This window comes from Domibacillus sp. F004, assembly GCF_057814295.1.
The window spans coordinates 948,754-965,032 of the sequence record NZ_JBVATB010000001.1; the positions used below are offsets into that span (position 1 = coordinate 948,754).

Consider the following 16,279-nt stretch of genomic DNA (forward strand, 5'->3'; position numbering starts at 1 on the left):
CATCTCCTCCTTTTTATTTAAACGAGTGACCCGCCGTTTTTGCTGTATTTAATGATGCCTTCTGCACAGCGATAGGCGAGTGCTCCGACTGTGCCATTCGGATTGTAACCGCCGTTATGGGCGAAGTTTCCTGCTCCGACAGCGAAAAGGTTCTCCGCGTCCCAGTGCTGAAGATACGTGTTCACCACACTGTTTTCAGGAGTTGTTCCCATAATCGTGCCGCCGGTATTATGTGTTGTCTGGTAAGGAACAATATCATAATCTGTTAATGGACTGCCTGGTACAACTGTTTTTGCGCCCATTTTTTTTATGATTTCTTCAGACTTTTTTGTGAGATACGTATGAAGTGCTCGATCCTGTTCCGTAAAGTTATACGTCATCTGCAATAAAGGAACGCCATATGCATCTTTATACGTGCTGTCAAGAGACATATAATTTTCTTTATGTGGCATCGATGCGCCCTGTCCACTTACGGTTAGCGTCCGTGTGTAATTATAAATGGATGCTTTTTTGAAATCTGATCCCCATGTTGGTGTATCTGGCGGAACAGGGTTCATTTGAATAGGCCGTACACCAGGTTGAGTCATCGAAATACTCGCCCCGTGGATGAAATCTACATCATGATGATCAAAGTTATCTCCATTCCAGTCATCGATACTCATACCGAGTGCTCCAGCACCCATGAATAAATTCATCTGTTCATCGAAAAAGCCGGTTGCACCCGGTAGAACTTGATAGCAGTAGTTTTTCCCAAGTGTCCCGCGTCCGGTTACCGGATCATACTGTTCACCGATTTTCGATACCATTAGAAGTTTTGCATTGTTCATAACATAACTTGTCAAAACGACGGCTTCTGCCGGCTGAATGAATTCTTCACCCGTTACCCGATCGATGTATTTGACGCCTGTCACTTTATTGCCTTGTTTTAAGATTTCGACAACATTGGCATGAAAGCGTATATCGTAATTGCCTGTTTTTCTCGCTGTCGGTACAACCGTTATTTCCGGAGAAGTCTTTGCACCGTATTCGCAGCCGAATCGTTCACAAAAGCCGCAATACTGGCACGCATTAATCTGCTCGCCATCCGGATTTTTATACGGTTCAGAAATGTTCGCAGAGGGCAGCATAAATGGCGAATAACCTAAATCAGTTGTTGCTTTTTCAAATTTTTGAAGGATGGGCGTTTTTTTCAACGCAGGTGTTGGGTACTTATCTGAACGCTTTCCTTGGAAAGGATTTTTTCCATCACCTGAAATGCCAGCCATTTTTTCGAATTTATCGTAATAAGGCTCCAACTCTTCATACGTAATGCCCCAGTCTTGGAGTAAATAATCATCAGATAGTTTATTTTTCCCATACTTTTTATTGGTTATCGACTTAATTTCAAAATCATAAGGCAGGAAACGCCATGTATGTCCATTCCAGTGTGTACCAGCTCCGCCTAAATTTTCACCAAGCAAAAAGGAGCCCATTTGCCGCATCGGAAGCGCTTCCTGTTTCCGGTTGTTGCGGAAAGTGATCGTTTCTTTCGATAAATCCTGCATAAGTTCATAGCGGATGGCGTAGCGGAATTCATCATGAACCTGTGCAAAGTCTGCGGTACTGCGTTCTTTTCCTCGTTCTAGTCCAATTACTTTTAACCCTGCTTTTGCGCATTCAGCTGCAATAATGCCACCGGTCCAACCGACACCTACTGTCACAACATCGACCTTTTCCAATGTTTTGGCCATTCTTCTCCTCCTATTTAAAAAATTAAAAAACGTCATGAGTCATTAATTTTTTTAATGTTGCATATTTTGCATACTGGACAGTGACTGCGGTTTGATTTTTTGGAACTCCTCTTTATCAATTACTTGTGCATAGGACCCTTGATGACCAGGAAATTCTTTCATGCGCCAGCCATCCATATTATTGTTTCCGCCGTACAATGGATCCGCGTAAGCGCCTTCGAGAGTAGCCTGTCTAAGAAGCTTAAAGAAAAAGGCAGAAGAAACAGCTATCATTGGCACTTCATCCTTTTGAAAGGCAGTCAAAATCTCGTCCATTTGGGCGCCTTCTAAGTCAGAAAACCCTTTTTTAAAACGACTTTGCGATTCTGACTCTATTTTCGCGATTCCCTGCTGAAAAATTTCTGCACGCGTCAATCGGCTCTGATATCCTTGAGTAGACTGTCCTGCTTTAAACGGTCCTTGCATATACTCTTTCGAATTGTTACCATAGTTTCCGGCCAGCTGGTGATCGATAAAATAAGGCACGTCAAGCTCGATGGCGCCTGGACCAAGGTCATCCTTTGGAAAGATCCGTTCCGTCGCTGCTGATAAAATCATAAACTCTTTGTCGTTCGTAAAGAACATGCGCGCTCTGTTGCTTGCCGCTCCGTGCTGTTCACTTTTTGTTGTTTCTTTATTTTTTTGCGTTTCATCTTTCGCGTTGTACCCGACAAGCCCGCCGATAAGACCACCGCCAACAAGTGCACCGGCAGCAATTCCCGTTGTTTTTAGAAAGCCGCGTCTGGATAAACCTTTTTCATTGTCTGGCATTATAAACCTCCTAAAATGATTTTTCCTATAGTGCCACAAAGTCTTGCCGTTTCATCGATTTGACTAGACTGACGAAGAGTCTGGCATGATCCATTCTATAGAATTCTCCATTTAGTCCATTATTTATACTTTTTAAGAAATATTTAGGCAAAAAAAACGTCTATTTATAACAATAAATAGACGTCTAATTTTTGTATAAAACCGCTGTGTTTATTCATTTGTTTCGTTAAGAATGGGGATATGTTCTGATTGGGTCTGACGACGTTCAATAAACAGGACTATATAAATGCTGATTTCGTACAACAAAATCATTGGAAGCATGACAAGAAGTTGACTGATAAAGTCTGGCGGTGTAATGACGGCTGATAAAACAGCGATGATCAAGTAGGACCATTTCCGAACTTTTCTCATGGTTTCAGCAGTCAGAATCCCGATGGCTGCAAGAAATAGGGCAACAATTGGCATTTCAAAAAGTAACCCAAGCGGTACAGTAGACATGAGCAAAAAGCGGATGTATTCCTGTGCTGATACCATCACATTAAAATTCAATGAGCCCATTGAAATCAAAAATTGATAACTGAGCGGATTCACGATGAAATAGCCAAATGCGACACCGGCTAAAAAAAGCAAAAGCATCGCGGGGGAATAGAAGCCAATAAAACGGCTTTCTTTTTCATTCAACCCCGGTTTCACGAATTGCCATAAAAAATGGCTGACAAATGGAAGCGACAGTCCGAGTGATAAAGCAAGGGAAATAGACATATAGAACTTAATAACTTCAAGCGGCCCGAGAATAATCAGTTCATGCCCTCTCGTCACATAAGGAAACCAAAAATTGATGGAAGAGAAGACGATGATAAAAAAGAACAAGAAGACAACTGTGCTTTTGATCAATTGTTTCCGTAAATCAGTTAGATGCTCCACTAAAGACGCGCCAAGTACTGAGAACTCATGTGGATGATCTGTACCGGCCAACTCTTCAACTTCGTTTACTTCTGCTTCTGCTATAGCTTTTTTATCCAGTGGACTTAAAATTACTCTGCTATGATCTCCATATGGATCCAATATATCACCTGCTTACAATCTGTCTGTTTTTTTCTCTAGCTTTTTAGAATCTTCATCCTCATTCTCATCCATAATGTCTTTTGTTGATTTTTTTAAACTCTGATAATGTTTTTCCGGGCGGCTCCCCCCACTTCTGGCAATTTTTGGGGGATAAAAAGGATCAGGACGATAACAAGGATAATGATTAAACCGGGTACGCCAATTTGAGCAAGTCCCATTCTAATTACCTCCTTTAACAATGACGTGAGCACGAAAGAGAGTCACATAAATGCCTTTTTCGCCAATTAAAACTTTTATATTTCTAATTTTGCTATTTCCTGCTAATAAAATCTTAAACTTCTGATCGCTCAAACGCAGGGAGCTTGCTAGCTTTTAATCAGATATAGGCTGTTTTCTTATTCGTATAAATCGATAACAAGCAAAATTCTCTTTTCCATTTTTACCAGTAAGCTCATTGTTTATACAAAGAATAAGAATGATATTCTGTTAACTGAAATAAAAATAGGTTGACAAATAAATCGAATCTCGATTACACTGAAAAAAAGGTAATGGAGGAATTATAAAAATGCAAACGATTCATTGGATTCAAGCCGCGATGTTTGCGGCAATCATGGCAGTACTTGGTTTTTTACCACCTATTCCACTTTCATTTACACCGGTACCGATTTCATTTCAGACGCTTGGAGTGATGATTGCCGGCGGTGTGCTCGGTGCAAGGCTCGGTGCTATGAGTCAGCTTATTTTTTTATTAATCGTCGCAGCAGGTGCGCCGCTTCTTGCGGGAGGACGAGGGGGCCTAGCTGTATTTGTTGGGCCAAGTGCAGGTTTTTTAATCTCCTGGATCGTCGGTGCATTTGTCATTGGATTGTTAACCCAACGTGCCGCTAAATTAACGGTGCGCCGAACATTTACTGCGAACGTAATCGGCGGTGTCCTTGTGTTGTACGCAATAGGCATTCCGGTGCAATCATTTGTCACAGGTGTTGGAATTTTTGAAGTGACAGTTGCAAGTATGGCATTCATTCCAGGTGACTTGCTTAAATCGGTCGCGGCGGCTGTCCTCGTTCCAAAGCTGAGAAGTGCATTACAGACGCTGCCATCGTTTCGCCGCGCCGCGTAGATTTTGATAAGATAAGGTGGGGGGAATAAATGATGAATATAACGTCCACATATCCGCTCCGTGCACAAACGTGCCCGGAGTCGTTTTTTGTTAAGACAAAAGAACACACATTTACATATAAAGAGTGGGAAAATATGATAAAAAGAGCGGCAAGCTGGCTTTTATCTATCAGTTCTCGTGGTGAAACGATTGCTGTAACCGCTTTGAATAAATGGGAAACAGTATTGATTTTTTGCGGAGCGGCTCGTGCCGGCTGGACATTTATGCCGCTCGATCCGCGTATGACGGAAAGAGAACGTGAGGAACGACTTCGCCTTGCGGCTCCGAAGTTGTTTATCGGGAAAGATTCACTTGTCAAGACTGGTCAGTTGATGATGAAAATGGAACCGACAGACTTTTGCAGCGAGGACGGAGAAGCCATTTTTTATTCAGGCTTTACGTCTGGTTCAGGCGGAGTACCGAAACAGTTTGGCCGCAGTCATCGTTCCTGGATCAAAAGTTTTAAAGCAGGCCTAACGGATTTTCCATTAACCGGACAGGAAACAGCCATTATAGCAGGACCAATCCATCATTCTCTTTTTTTATACGGTGCTGCCTTTGCGCTATATACCGGTCAAAAACTTATTCTTCATGAAAAGTTTTGGCCCCATCATGTCACTCAAACGTTGAAAGAGACGCCGTCCTTCGTCCTATATGCGGTGCCAACGATGCTTGAATCATTAATGAAGATAAATGATATAGAGGGGAAAGGAATCGTTTTCCTGTCAGGAGCAGGATGGACTGCGGAACGGAAGCAGCAATGGGTAACATATTATCCAAATGCAGCGCTATATGAATTTTACGGTGCATCTGAGCTAAGCTTTGTATCGTATATGACACCGAAGGACTACATCCTCAAGCCGTCCTCTTCGGGAAAACAGATTACAGGTGTTGAGATTGAAATTCGCCACGGCAGTCAAATGCTTCCAGCAGGTGAAACAGGCACCGTCTACGTGAAAAGCCCGATGCTGTTCAGTGGATATGCAAAGGATGGTTTGTATGAAATGAATATCGAAGAAGATGGGTTTTATACGGTCGGTGATGCTGGATATATGGATGAAGACGGATATTTACATATTATTGGTCGTGAACAGTTTATGATGATCAGCGGCGGTGTAAATGTCTACCCCGAAGAAGTGGAACGTGTCATATTGAAACATTCAGGTGTGGAGGAAGCAGCCGTGACATCCATTCAGGATAGACATCTAGGGGAACGGATTGTCTGTCTGTACACGGGAATGATTGAGCCAATTACACTAAAAGCCTATACGAAAACTTGTCTGTCTGTTGAAAAAATACCGCGCAAATGGGCTCGCGTTTCCTCACTGCCGCATACGACGAACGGGAAAATCGCCCGTAATGAATTAAAAAAAATAGCGATGAAGGTGTTTACATGAGTGTATATATAACAGCTGCATACAGAACACCGGTTGGCATTAAAAATGGCATCATGAAAAACGTGAGTGCAGCAGAATTAGCTGCACCGGTTATCAAAAAGCTTTCTAACGGTCTTTCATCAACGCCAGACGAAGTGATTTTGGGCAATGTCACAGGGCCTGGAGGAAATATCGCGAGACTTTCGTCTTTAATAGCCGGTCTGCCTGTTACGGTTCCTGGATTAACAGTAGACCGGCAATGTTCTTCTGGCTTAGAAGCGATCCGCCTCGGTACGGCACTCATTCAATCGGGCGAAGCAGACACCATCATTGCCGGGGGATGTGAAAGTTCAAGTACATCACCACGACCTGAGAAAGCTGTTTTTTCCCCAAATCATATTGGAGATCCAGAGATGGGGATGGCAGCAGAATGGCTTGCAGAACGAGAACATATTACACGTGCAGAACAGGATGAATACGCCATTCGCAGTTACCGCTGCTATTATGAATCTGTTAAACAAGGGTTATTTTACCGAGAAATTGTGCCGATACACGGTCTATATGAAGATGAAGCAAGTATGAAAAAGCGTCCTGTTGAAAAGCTGGCGTCCCGCGCGAAAACATCTTTCAAATCAGCCGGTACTATAACAGCCATCAATTCTTCTGCTTTTAATGATGCCGCTTGTGCCGTCACGCTCACTTCCAATGCAGCACACGGATTAAAAGTAGTGGGCAGTGCGGCCGCTGGAGCAGATCCGAATTTTCCAGCCGCAACACCAGTACCAGCGATTCAGAAGCTTTTAAAGCGACATCGTTTAACGGTGAGGGACATTGATTTATGGGAAATTAATGAAGCGTTTGCAGTCAAAATTTTGTACACGGCACGTGAATTAAACATTCCGATTAATAAAATAAACATCTATGGCGGCGGACTTGCTCTTGGTCATCCGTATGGGGCTTCCGGTGCCATGCTTGCTCTCCGTCTTTTTTATGGAATGCCCGAGCAAAAAGCGAAATATGGCGTTGCAGCAGTCGGCAGTGCTGGCGGAATTGGTGTCGCTGTGCTGTTTGAATGCATTTAAAGCAACGACACGAGGTTTAGTTCTTTTGTATACGAGGGTATGGTAAAAGAAGGACCGTTAAAAAGGGGAAACCAAGTATGAAAAGAAGACTAGGGAACATGGAAAAATGGCGGCTATTCGCCATTATTTTTTTGTCCATTTACGTTGCTGTGATGCTGTATAACGTGTACAAACCGCTGCCTGACAATATTTCATATGAAAGCAGTGAATACCTTGTAAGAGAAGAAGACGTTGATTTCTTTTATAATGTTTCGGGTGAAAAAGAGGGCAAGAAGTTTTTTAAAGAAGAAATTTTTACCCGAACATTGGAGATTATTGAAGAAGCAGAAGATTTTATTGTGATTGATTATTTTTTGTTCAATTCCTACCATGAAAAAGAGAAGGAATATCCAGAAAACGTAAAAGAAATTACGAATGCACTCGTGGACAAAAAGGAAGAAAATCCGGCTATGCCCATTATTTTTATATCTGATGAAGTGAACTCGTCCTATAATTCTCATAAAGTACCTGAATTTGAGCAAATGAAAAAAGCTGGCATTGATGTCATCATGACAAATATGGATCCACTCAGAGACTCCACACCTGTCTATAGCGGATTTTACAGGATGCTTTTTACCTGGTTTGGCGAGAGCCATAACGGTTGGCTGCCCAATGCGTTTGAGGAGACGGCACCAGATATGACGCTTCGTTCCTATTTAACACTCTTTAATGTGAAAGCAAACCACCGGAAAACCGTGACGACTGAAAAAACAACGTTAATCAGTTCGGCCAATCCGCATGATGCGAGTGCTTATTTTTCGAATGTGGCATTCGAAGTAAAAGGCGCACTTGTGAATGATATGTTAATAAGCGAAAAAGCGGCAGCGGATACACGCCATGAAACGGATTTTCCAAAAGCAATGCCTGTGCATAAGAATGCAGGAGATGTCCATGTACAGCTCGTAACAGAAAGAAAGATCCAAGATGCGATTCGAAATGAAATTGCAGCAGCGAAACAAGGAGATGAAATCTGGCTCGCGATGTTTTATTTAGCCGACCGGACAATTATAGAAGCGCTAACCGATGCGGCAAACCGTAATGTTGATGTTAACCTTATTCTGGATACAAATAAAAACGCATTCGGCCGTAAAAAAACAGGATTGCCGAACATTCCAATGGCTGCTGAACTAATTGAAGACACAGAAGGGAAAGTAGGTGTCCGCTGGTTTGCGCAAGCACCGGAGCAATTTCATCCGAAAATGATGTATGTAAAACATGAAGATAAAGCAGTTGTGATTAGTGGCTCGGCCAATCATACTTCACGGAATTTAAATAACTTTAATCTGGAGACCGATGTGAAAATATCAGCGGCGAATAACAGTGAGATCATGAAAGAAGTAGACCGCTATTTTCATATGTTATGGGAGAATGATGGAGCGGTTTACACGGCTGATTATCATAAACACGATGAGGAAATGGCATTCTTTAAACGATTAATTTATACAGTTCAAAAGTTGTTTCATTTTACAACGTTTTAATGAAAAGCGGCTTTAGCCGTTTTTTTTTGTGCATAAAAAAGGCTGTTTGTTTCATTCTAAAGAGTAAAAAGGATGATTGGATTATATGACATGGACATTCAAAACGAAACCGGTCATTATCGCTGCTTCTGCTGTAGGTGGTCCTTTTGAAGCGAAAGGACCGCTGGCGTCTACATTTGATCAATTTTTTGAAAAACTAGATGGCGGCGAAAAAAGTTTTGAAAAAGCTCAACGGCGCTTAATGGAAGATGCATCGATTTATGCACTAAAAAAAGCCGAACTGAAAAATGAGGAAATCGACGTTTTTTTAGCAGGAGATTTAATTAATCAAATGACACCGACAAACTTTGCAGCACGAACATTAGCGACTCCTTTTATCGGCTTGTATAATGCGTGTGCGACATCCATGGCAGGCTTTATGATAGGTGCCGTATTGATTGACGGCGGATATGCAACAAATGTGCTAACGGCTGCCGCAAGTCATAATGCAGCAGTGGAAAAACAATTTCGGTATCCGACAGAATACGGAGGACAAAAACCGCCAATTTCCCAGTGGACGGCGACAGCATGTGGTGCAGCGATTCTATCCAGCAACGGCACAGGTCCATACATACATTCTGCTACGCCAGGGCGGGTATTGGATTATGGAATAAAAGATCCGTTTAATATGGGAGCTGCCATGGCACCGGCTGCTGCAGATACGATTATTCGACACGTGGAAAAGCCTGAAGAGTATGACTGCATCATTACCGGAGATCTTGGAAAAACAGGGAAACAAATTTTTCTGAAATTATTGAAAGATAGCGGCATGAACTTGTCACAGACATCTATGCTAGATTGTGGTGAACTATTATATGGATCAGAGCCACAAGTCTTTTCAGGCGGATCCGGTGCCGGTTGTTCAGCTGCGGTTACGTGCGGATATATATATGGAAAGATGGTTGCAAATGAATGGAAACGCGTATTAATTGCTGCAACAGGTGCGTTATTGTCGCCATTATCCGTTTTACAAAAAGATTCGATTCCATGCATCGCTCATGCTGTCGAACTGCGAATTGGAGAAGTTTAATGGATATATACCATATCATATGGCGCTCCATTGTCCTCGTTCTGCTGCTGTTCGCTGTAACAAAATTAACGGGCAAAAGGCAGATCGCTCAGTTATCATTCTTTGAATATGTGACGGGTATTACAATTGGCGGTATAGCTGCTGAAATGTCCACAGGCCTTGAAAAAAACTTTTGGCACGGGGCAACCGCGATCTTTATATGGGGCATAATCCCGCTTTTAGCCGGTATCGCTACTTTAAAAAGCCGGAAAATACGTGAATGGATAGAAGGGAAACCGACTGTTATTATTCAAAATGGCCATATTATAGAGCAGAACTTGGCGAAAGAAAAATACTCGATTGATGAACTGCTCGAATTGCTTAGAACGAAAGGGATTTTTCAGTTGAGCGATGTTGAATATGCAGTAATTGAAACAAATGGGGCTTTAAATCCTCTATTAAAAAAAGGAAGAAGACCTGTTACATATGATAGCAAGGAAAAGGAAAAAGAACCATATGTTGTTATTTTAGAAGGGAATATTCAGTTTAAAGCACTTGAACAAGCGAAACAAACCCCGTCTTGGCTTCAAACGGAACTGCAAAAACGAAAAGTGAACATCGAACAAATTTTTATTGCACAAGCCGATTCAGAACAAAATTTAACCATCGAACTGTACAAAAATTAATAATACACTATGTGCAAAAATCAAATATATCATTTAAATCACTCGTCTATAATAAAATATGGTAAAATAAAAAAAAATAGTATAGACGAGGATGTGATCATAATGCCAAGAGGAGAAGGTAAGTTTTTAATTAAGCAGCGAGCTTTTTTAAAGTTATATATGATTCGATTTGTTGAAGAACATAAAATGTATGGCATGCAGGCGATGGATGAACTAAAATTGTCATTTAAACCATTAGGATATGAGCCGAATCATTCTGAAATTTATCGATCACTGCACGATTTAATTGATGATGGCATTTTAATGCGAACTAAAAAGGTTCAAGAAGGGGCTAAATATAAAGAAATTGTTGTTTATCAATTTGCGGATTATGAAAAAGCAAAACTATATAAAAAACAAGTAAAAACAGATCTCGATCGCAGTATGTCTCTTCTCAGAAAAGCATTAGAAGATGTGTATTAAATAATTGTTTTATAACGAATATGTTCCACTTTCTTTCACTTACCGCTATATTGACACGATTCCATGCTAGTGAGGTATAATATATAAGCTAATAATTGCTATAGATTCTAAGTTAAGAAAGAGAGTGTTCATTATGGGCCGTAAGTGGAACAACATTAAAGAAAAAAAAGCATCAAAAGATGCAAATACGAGTCGTATATATGCAAAGTTCGGACGTGAAATTTATGTAGCAGCCAAGCAGGGCGAACCTGATCCCGAATCAAATCAGGCATTAAGAGTCGTACTTGAACGTGCAAAAACATATAGTGTTCCGAAAACGATTATTGACCGTGCCATTGAAAAAGCAAAAGGCGGTTCAGAAGAGAGCTATGATGAACTTCGTTATGAAGGATTCGGGCCTAATGGATCGATGATCATTGTAGATGCACTGACAAACAATGTGAACCGTACGGCATCAGATGTTCGTGCTGCTTTTGGTAAAAACGGGGGGAATATGGGGGTAAGTGGATCTGTCGCCTATATGTTTGATAAGACAGCGGTTATCGGCATTGAAGGGAAAACATCAGATGAAGTGCTTGAACTATTAATGGAAGCAGATGTAGATGTTCGTGACATCGAAGAAGAAGATGAAGCGGTTATCATTTATGCCGAACCTGATCAATTCCATGCTGTGCAAGAATCATTCAAAAATGTAGGGATAACTGAGTTTACGGTGGCAGAGCTAACGATGCTTGCGCAAAACGACGTGACATTATCAGAAGAAGATCAGACGCAATTTGAAAAATTAATTGATGCTTTAGAAGATTTAGAAGACGTCGGACAAGTATATCATAATGTAGAGTTCAGTGAATAATAGACATTAGGGATTGCCGAACCCTTGCTACATCAACGTTTATATTAACACTGTATAGCCTTCAACAATTGAAAATTTGGTGTGTTTACAGGAGATTCAAGGCGAATGATGATATACATGTTCTTTATTTGTCTTTGATACTGTGATGTACCATAACTCTCTTGTTTAAGGGCTATATGTGCTTAAAACTCACTTTTTGTATGGGAAATATATTCATACAGGGAGTGAGTTTTTTTGTTATTAGAAGATGTTTACAAAGAATTTTTATTTGATTTGGAAATTAAGAATTACTCGATTAGAACAATGAAAGGTTACAGGAATAACACAAGAGCCTTTTTGAATTATTTAAAGAACGAGTTCGATCTTAATGAAGTTGAAAAAGTGGATACAAGTCATATTAAGTCCTACCTCATGCAGATGAATAAATACATAATGTGCAAAATTCATAAACAAACAAATATGAAAAAAAGTAAATCATAAACCCACTTTTTTTTATTAATATAGGCCGAGCGTATTAGAAATTCGGGGAACATCACTGTTTGAATGAGTAAGCTATAAGTGATGTTTCCATAGGAGATTTCGGAATTTCAGTACGATGACGATTAATCTCAGTGATCACATTGATATTAATTGTTGAAATATTCGCTTGAAAATAGAAATTTCACATAAGAACATACAATTCCGTTATTAGCGATACACTTCACAAAGAATGCTGATCCACAGCCGCACGCAACTCATCAACGGTCATATTTTTTTCATCCATCTCCTGTACGAAATTAACCCATCAGTTCCCCAACTTTGTAGGTCTTCCCTTGTTTCTTCTAAAAAGTAAGTAATCGGCATGTCATATACAGCTGCAATTTTTTCTAATAATTCGATGCTAGGTTTTATATGACCACGTTCGACCTTTCCTAGTGTTCCAACGGCAGTTATCATCCACCGGCGATAGTCGATTACTTTAATAAAACGATACAACCATACCTAGAAAATAAAATCCCTTTCCGGGCATAGGCACATGTGGAGTGGGCTACTATGACTGATCCGTTACATCTAATAGAAGAACTTGAGAAAATGGTAGATGAAGCTGTAAAACTACTGTTATTTCCATTAATTTGTGCGTACGATGGAGAGAAAATGCCAGGCTACCTTCAAACACTTTTGTTGGAGACTCACCCTTATGTTCTAATAGAGGATGAATTAATCGTTTCTGAACAATACCAGCCAATAAAAAGGAGCAAGTATGAAGAGGTTTCTTTTTTAAAGTATAAAATAGGGAGGGCTGAACATCAGCTGTCCTTTTTTTGTGTGTATGGAAACGAGGATCGGTGGCCTCTGAGAAATCTGTCACTAGTAAAAAGTGACAGGTTTTTGTTAAATTAGTAAAGACCTTTAAAGGAAAAAATGATAAAGTTTCCGTTAGGAAGAATTTCATTAGTAAAGAGGGATTCAACAAGTTGCGGATTCACGGAACACTGGGCTATGTAAGCCCCGTGGATTTTAAAAAAAAGTCCCTTAAAAAAGTTATATAATTATGATATATTTTAAATTAATGGAAGTATGGAAGTGGTGAAGTCATTGGAGAAATTAAAGAAACCCTTAATTTTTATTACGATTATCTATGCGCTGATTTATTATTTGTTTATTCTATTTTGGTCAACAAACACAGTAGGAATGGGAATTGTAGCCGTTACGGGTCCCATCATAGCCCTACTATTTTTAGGTGTAGCGATTTATCACATAAAGGAATTAGAGGAAAAAAGGTTCTGGTTTATTATATTCGCAGCGTGTTTTAGTTATTTTATTGGCGAATTTATGTGGGTAGCAATGGATTACCCTTTCCCTAGCTGGGCTAATTTCTTTTTTAACATGTTTGTAATTTTATATAGCCTTGCTATTCTTTATAAAGTATATAGGAAGAGGAGACAATACGGTTCTATTCAGTTGTTTTTTGATTCGTTTATCATTATGACCGTGTTGACAACCATAACGTGGGTTTATTTCTTAGAACCATTATTGCAATATGAAACTAGTACTTTTCATTTCATCCTTTCGTTAACTTATCCGGCTGCACACTTAGGGATATTGATAGGGATTGTGATGCTATTCGTTTCTTATAAATCGACTTTCCCACCTATTGTTTTGACCATCAATACTGCGGTCGTATTTATTTATACCATCGCAGAATTTTATTACTTATATCGAGCCATTTATGACAATTATAATTATTTATCCCTTATAACCCCAGTGTGGAATATCTGTGTCATCTTAATAGGCTTATCAAGTTTTTATGGTAGTCATATTGACGTTCAATCTCCACAAGAAGAAAAAAATCAAGCTAAAAAGGTTCATAGTATATTCATTATCATCCCTTATTTAAGCTTAATGGTTTTAATCATTCTTGCGATAATTAAAAAAGAAGCGATCTTAGGTATTTTTATTGGAGGAATGGTTGTTCTATTTTTTATTGTTATTCGGCAAGTCATTACGATTTTTGAAAATAAAATATTAGTTCGTAAGCTTAAAGAGAGAACGGAAGAACTGGAAGTTGTACAGCTTCAATTGATGGGCTTAAAGGATAATGCAGAGGAGCAAAGCTGGTTAAAAACGAGAATTGCTGAAATTGCGACTATGTATTCTGGAATAGATAACATAGAGACATTAGCCCGCCGGTTTATCGCCAAGATTACTCCTATGGTACGCGCAACGTATGCCGTGATCTATGTGAGAAATGATAAGGGGATCTTTCAGAAGCTTGCTGCCTATGCCGATACTCGACAAGAGGATATAGGGGCCAGCAGCTTTCACTTAGGGGAAGGAATTGTCGGACAATGTGCACTGGAAAATCGCATAATTGTTCTTAATCGAATTCCGAAAGACTATATAAAAATCACGTCTGGCCTGGGTTCAAAGCAGCCCTCCCGTGTAACAGTTATTCCAGCAGAATTTCAAGGAGAAGTATTGGCTGTTATTGAATTAGCCTCATTTCAATCATTTAGTCATCTAGAAGAAATGTTGCTACAAGAGGTCGTGAGTAATCTGGGTATCAACATACAAAGTATTTTAGGGCATATGCAGGTAGAAAAATTGCTTCAAGAATCGCAAGCTTTAACAGAAGAATTACAGAGCCAATCCGAAGAGCTTCAAGTACAACAAGAGGAGTTAAGAACCATTAATGAACAACTTGGAGAGCAGTATAAAAATTCCGAACAGAAATCGAAAGAATTAGAAAAGGTACAAAGTATTCTTGAAGAAAAGGCACAGCATTTGGAGCGTCTACACTTATCTGGACAGAAAAATTGACTTTTTCTTATTCAGCTATCGGGGGCTTTAATTTAAGAACAGGACTGTCAATAGATGGTCTTTTTTTCTTTGGCTCTGTTAAACGTTAATGTTGATATTTCATCAAAAGAAAAAGAACCCATTTATGAGTTCTTCTTGTAGCCAGCTTTTTCAATGTATATAAAGAAACCTTTCTTTTTATTAAACGTACTTATTTATGTAATGTCATGCTGCCCGTGTTTGAGAACAGGGACTATAACAATTGCGTGTAAAATGTTGTGATTTCTTACTGAGCTAACGGGGCAGGTTAATTGAAGAATGCTGTTAAGAAGATATAGTGTATTAATTTATACTGACTGAGAGCTATTTGATTTCTTGATGTTTGAAATTAATGTATGTAAAAATGAGAAAACGCCAGCTAAATGGCGTTTTATCTTTATTCATTATTGTTTGTCTTGATTCTTTTTTGTGTTGCCTGTTAAATTATTTGCGACGTTTTTAGTTGCATCAACAGTATTCATTGCAACATTTTCTGTTGTTTCTAAAGCATTATGCATTGTTTCAAATGCAGAGCCTGCTGTGTTCTTAATTTTCTCTGCAACACTTTTGTCATTTTTTTGATTTTGATTACTTCTTTAACAAACGTCAGCACACACCTTTTCGTTGATCCTTTCACAGATATTCACTTATCTATGAGAGGAGATAAGAATGTAATTGACGGAATGGGTGCTCAAGTTAGAGCGATTAAAATGTTGGTAAGGTGCATGAATTTCAATAATAAAGGCAATAACGATTCAGAAGCTGGCCAAAAAGGATACCTTTCCGTTTTAGATGAGATCGGTAAGTTATTGAAGATTCACATGGACGTTTTCTCAAAAGAGCAGCGTAATATTGAGGTTGTTTGTGACTTCTTAAATATGATGTTGGAGAGTAAAGTTTATGAAGAGGAATCCTATCAAGGAATTTTTGATCAAGATAGACTGGATGATGGAGAACAGCCGGCTTTGATTTTTAAGCCACAATGATCTCGTGAAACATTAAACATTCCAAAAGCAGCAAGATCGACTATTTAGATGAATTAACTAACTGGAATTAACGAAGGCACAATAGATAACCATACATATAAGGATGAGGGGCGGTGCAGATCGACAGCCGCTTCTTTTTTATTTATGTAGGCGGGAGAATAATGAAATCTAGGGGTCATTCACTATT

16 protein-coding genes and 1 pseudogene are annotated in these 16,279 nt (G+C 39.6%); 12 read left to right on the forward strand and 5 right to left on the reverse strand.

Features of this window, described 5'->3' with window-relative positions; all coding sequences use genetic code 11:
* Window positions 1-17 precede the first annotated feature (17 nt).
* From ACZYRN_RS04970 to tatA, 4 genes and pseudogenes are all read right to left on the reverse strand, one after another.
* Window positions 18-1,730 carry a GMC family oxidoreductase gene (locus tag ACZYRN_RS04970; RefSeq protein ID WP_488910395.1) on the reverse strand — a complete coding sequence of 571 codons (1,713 nt, stop codon included), beginning with the start codon at window positions 1,728-1,730 and terminating at the stop codon, window positions 18-20.
* Between the two features lie 51 nt (window positions 1,731-1,781).
* Window positions 1,782-2,540 carry a gluconate 2-dehydrogenase subunit 3 family protein gene (locus ACZYRN_RS04975; protein ID WP_488910396.1) on the reverse strand — a complete coding sequence of 253 codons (759 nt, stop codon included), beginning with the start codon at window positions 2,538-2,540 and terminating at the stop codon, window positions 1,782-1,784.
* 210 nt (window positions 2,541-2,750) lie between these two features.
* Complete coding sequence (gene tatC / locus ACZYRN_RS04980; RefSeq protein WP_488910397.1) at window positions 2,751-3,605, reverse strand: twin-arginine translocase subunit TatC; 855 nt, start codon at window positions 3,603-3,605, stop codon at window positions 2,751-2,753.
* A gap of 12 nt (window positions 3,606-3,617) precedes the next feature.
* A pseudogene (gene tatA, locus ACZYRN_RS04985) lies at window positions 3,618-3,823 on the reverse strand (twin-arginine translocase TatA/TatE family subunit).
* Between the two features lie 347 nt (window positions 3,824-4,170).
* On the opposite strand from tatA, the gene ACZYRN_RS04990 reads away from it, so the two are divergent.
* The 9 genes from ACZYRN_RS04990 to ACZYRN_RS05030 all read left to right on the forward strand — a co-directional run bounded on the left by ACZYRN_RS04990 (window position 4,171) and on the right by ACZYRN_RS05030 (window position 12,268).
* Window positions 4,171-4,725, forward strand: coding sequence for a biotin transporter BioY (locus ACZYRN_RS04990; RefSeq protein WP_488910398.1), 555 nt, complete (start codon window positions 4,171-4,173; stop codon window positions 4,723-4,725).
* Window positions 4,726-4,754: 29 nt separating this feature from the next.
* Window positions 4,755-6,161, forward strand: a complete 1,407-nt coding sequence (locus ACZYRN_RS04995) for an AMP-binding protein (protein ID WP_488910399.1) — start codon at window positions 4,755-4,757, stop codon at window positions 6,159-6,161.
* A complete protein-coding gene (locus ACZYRN_RS05000) occupies window positions 6,158-7,222 on the forward strand; it encodes an acetyl-CoA C-acyltransferase (protein WP_488910400.1) in 1,065 nt (354 codons plus the stop codon). The genes ACZYRN_RS04995 and ACZYRN_RS05000 overlap by 4 nt, the downstream gene beginning before the upstream one ends.
* A gap of 77 nt (window positions 7,223-7,299) precedes the next feature.
* Complete coding sequence (locus ACZYRN_RS05005) at window positions 7,300-8,739, forward strand: phospholipase D family protein (protein WP_488910401.1); 1,440 nt, start codon at window positions 7,300-7,302, stop codon at window positions 8,737-8,739.
* Window positions 8,740-8,824: 85 nt separating this feature from the next.
* Window positions 8,825-9,808 (forward strand): stage V sporulation protein AD, encoded by a 984-nt coding sequence (gene spoVAD / locus ACZYRN_RS05010; protein WP_488910402.1) that lies wholly within the window; start codon window positions 8,825-8,827, stop codon window positions 9,806-9,808.
* The gene (locus tag ACZYRN_RS05015) at window positions 9,808-10,473 is read left to right on the forward strand and encodes a DUF421 domain-containing protein (RefSeq protein WP_488910403.1); all 666 of its coding nucleotides are present in this window, start codon (window positions 9,808-9,810) and stop codon (window positions 10,471-10,473) included. Before spoVAD ends, ACZYRN_RS05015 begins: the two co-directional genes overlap by 1 nt.
* A 102-nt stretch (window positions 10,474-10,575) precedes the next feature.
* Complete coding sequence (locus ACZYRN_RS05020; RefSeq protein WP_488910404.1) at window positions 10,576-10,935, forward strand: replication termination protein; 360 nt, start codon at window positions 10,576-10,578, stop codon at window positions 10,933-10,935.
* A gap of 133 nt (window positions 10,936-11,068) precedes the next feature.
* A complete protein-coding gene (locus tag ACZYRN_RS05025; protein WP_488910405.1) occupies window positions 11,069-11,788 on the forward strand; it encodes a YebC/PmpR family DNA-binding transcriptional regulator in 720 nt (239 codons plus the stop codon).
* 234 nt (window positions 11,789-12,022) lie between these two features.
* Entirely contained in the window at window positions 12,023-12,268 is a 246-nt protein-coding gene (locus ACZYRN_RS05030; RefSeq protein WP_488910406.1) for a phage integrase N-terminal SAM-like domain-containing protein, read from the forward strand.
* A gap of 264 nt (window positions 12,269-12,532) precedes the next feature.
* Here ACZYRN_RS05030 and ACZYRN_RS05035 read toward each other — a convergent pair whose 3' ends face one another.
* Entirely contained in the window at window positions 12,533-12,724 is a 192-nt protein-coding gene (locus ACZYRN_RS05035; RefSeq protein WP_488910407.1) for a helix-turn-helix domain-containing protein, read from the reverse strand.
* Window positions 12,725-12,820: 96 nt separating this feature from the next.
* On the opposite strand from ACZYRN_RS05035, the gene ACZYRN_RS05040 reads away from it, so the two are divergent.
* From ACZYRN_RS05040 to ACZYRN_RS05050, 3 genes are all read left to right on the forward strand, one after another.
* Entirely contained in the window at window positions 12,821-13,168 is a 348-nt protein-coding gene (locus ACZYRN_RS05040; RefSeq protein WP_488910408.1) for a hypothetical protein, read from the forward strand.
* A 186-nt stretch (window positions 13,169-13,354) separates the two neighbouring features.
* Complete coding sequence (locus ACZYRN_RS05045; protein WP_488910550.1) at window positions 13,355-15,088, forward strand: GAF domain-containing protein; 1,734 nt, start codon at window positions 13,355-13,357, stop codon at window positions 15,086-15,088.
* A 671-nt stretch (window positions 15,089-15,759) separates the two neighbouring features.
* Window positions 15,760-16,092, forward strand: coding sequence for a hypothetical protein (locus tag ACZYRN_RS05050; RefSeq protein WP_488910409.1), 333 nt, complete (start codon window positions 15,760-15,762; stop codon window positions 16,090-16,092).
* Window positions 16,093-16,279: the final 187 nt, after the last annotated feature.

Excerpts from the sequence above, each read along its gene's own strand:
- ACZYRN_RS05020 (WP_488910404.1), top strand. The coding sequence starts at position 10,576 with ATGCCAAGAGGAGAAGGTAAGTTTTTAATTAAGCAGCGAGCTTTTTTA.
- ACZYRN_RS05050 (WP_488910409.1), top strand. The coding sequence starts at position 15,760 with ATGAGAGGAGATAAGAATGTAATTGACGGAATGGGTGCTCAAGTTAGA.
- ACZYRN_RS05025 (WP_488910405.1), top strand. The coding sequence starts at position 11,069 with ATGGGCCGTAAGTGGAACAACATTAAAGAAAAAAAAGCATCAAAAGAT.
- ACZYRN_RS04970 (WP_488910395.1), bottom strand. The coding sequence starts at position 1,730 with ATGGCCAAAACATTGGAAAAGGTCGATGTTGTGACAGTAGGTGTCGGT.
- ACZYRN_RS05040 (WP_488910408.1), top strand. The coding sequence starts at position 12,821 with ATGACTGATCCGTTACATCTAATAGAAGAACTTGAGAAAATGGTAGAT.
- ACZYRN_RS04975 (WP_488910396.1), bottom strand. The coding sequence starts at position 2,540 with ATGCCAGACAATGAAAAAGGTTTATCCAGACGCGGCTTTCTAAAAACA.
- ACZYRN_RS04990 (WP_488910398.1), top strand. The coding sequence starts at position 4,171 with ATGCAAACGATTCATTGGATTCAAGCCGCGATGTTTGCGGCAATCATG.
- ACZYRN_RS05005 (WP_488910401.1), top strand. The coding sequence starts at position 7,300 with ATGAAAAGAAGACTAGGGAACATGGAAAAATGGCGGCTATTCGCCATT.
- ACZYRN_RS05035 (WP_488910407.1), bottom strand. The coding sequence starts at position 12,724 with ATGATAACTGCCGTTGGAACACTAGGAAAGGTCGAACGTGGTCATATA.
- ACZYRN_RS05015 (WP_488910403.1), top strand. The coding sequence starts at position 9,808 with ATGGATATATACCATATCATATGGCGCTCCATTGTCCTCGTTCTGCTG.
- spoVAD (WP_488910402.1), top strand. The coding sequence starts at position 8,825 with ATGACATGGACATTCAAAACGAAACCGGTCATTATCGCTGCTTCTGCT.
- ACZYRN_RS04995 (WP_488910399.1), top strand. The coding sequence starts at position 4,755 with ATGATGAATATAACGTCCACATATCCGCTCCGTGCACAAACGTGCCCG.
- ACZYRN_RS05000 (WP_488910400.1), top strand. The coding sequence starts at position 6,158 with ATGAGTGTATATATAACAGCTGCATACAGAACACCGGTTGGCATTAAA.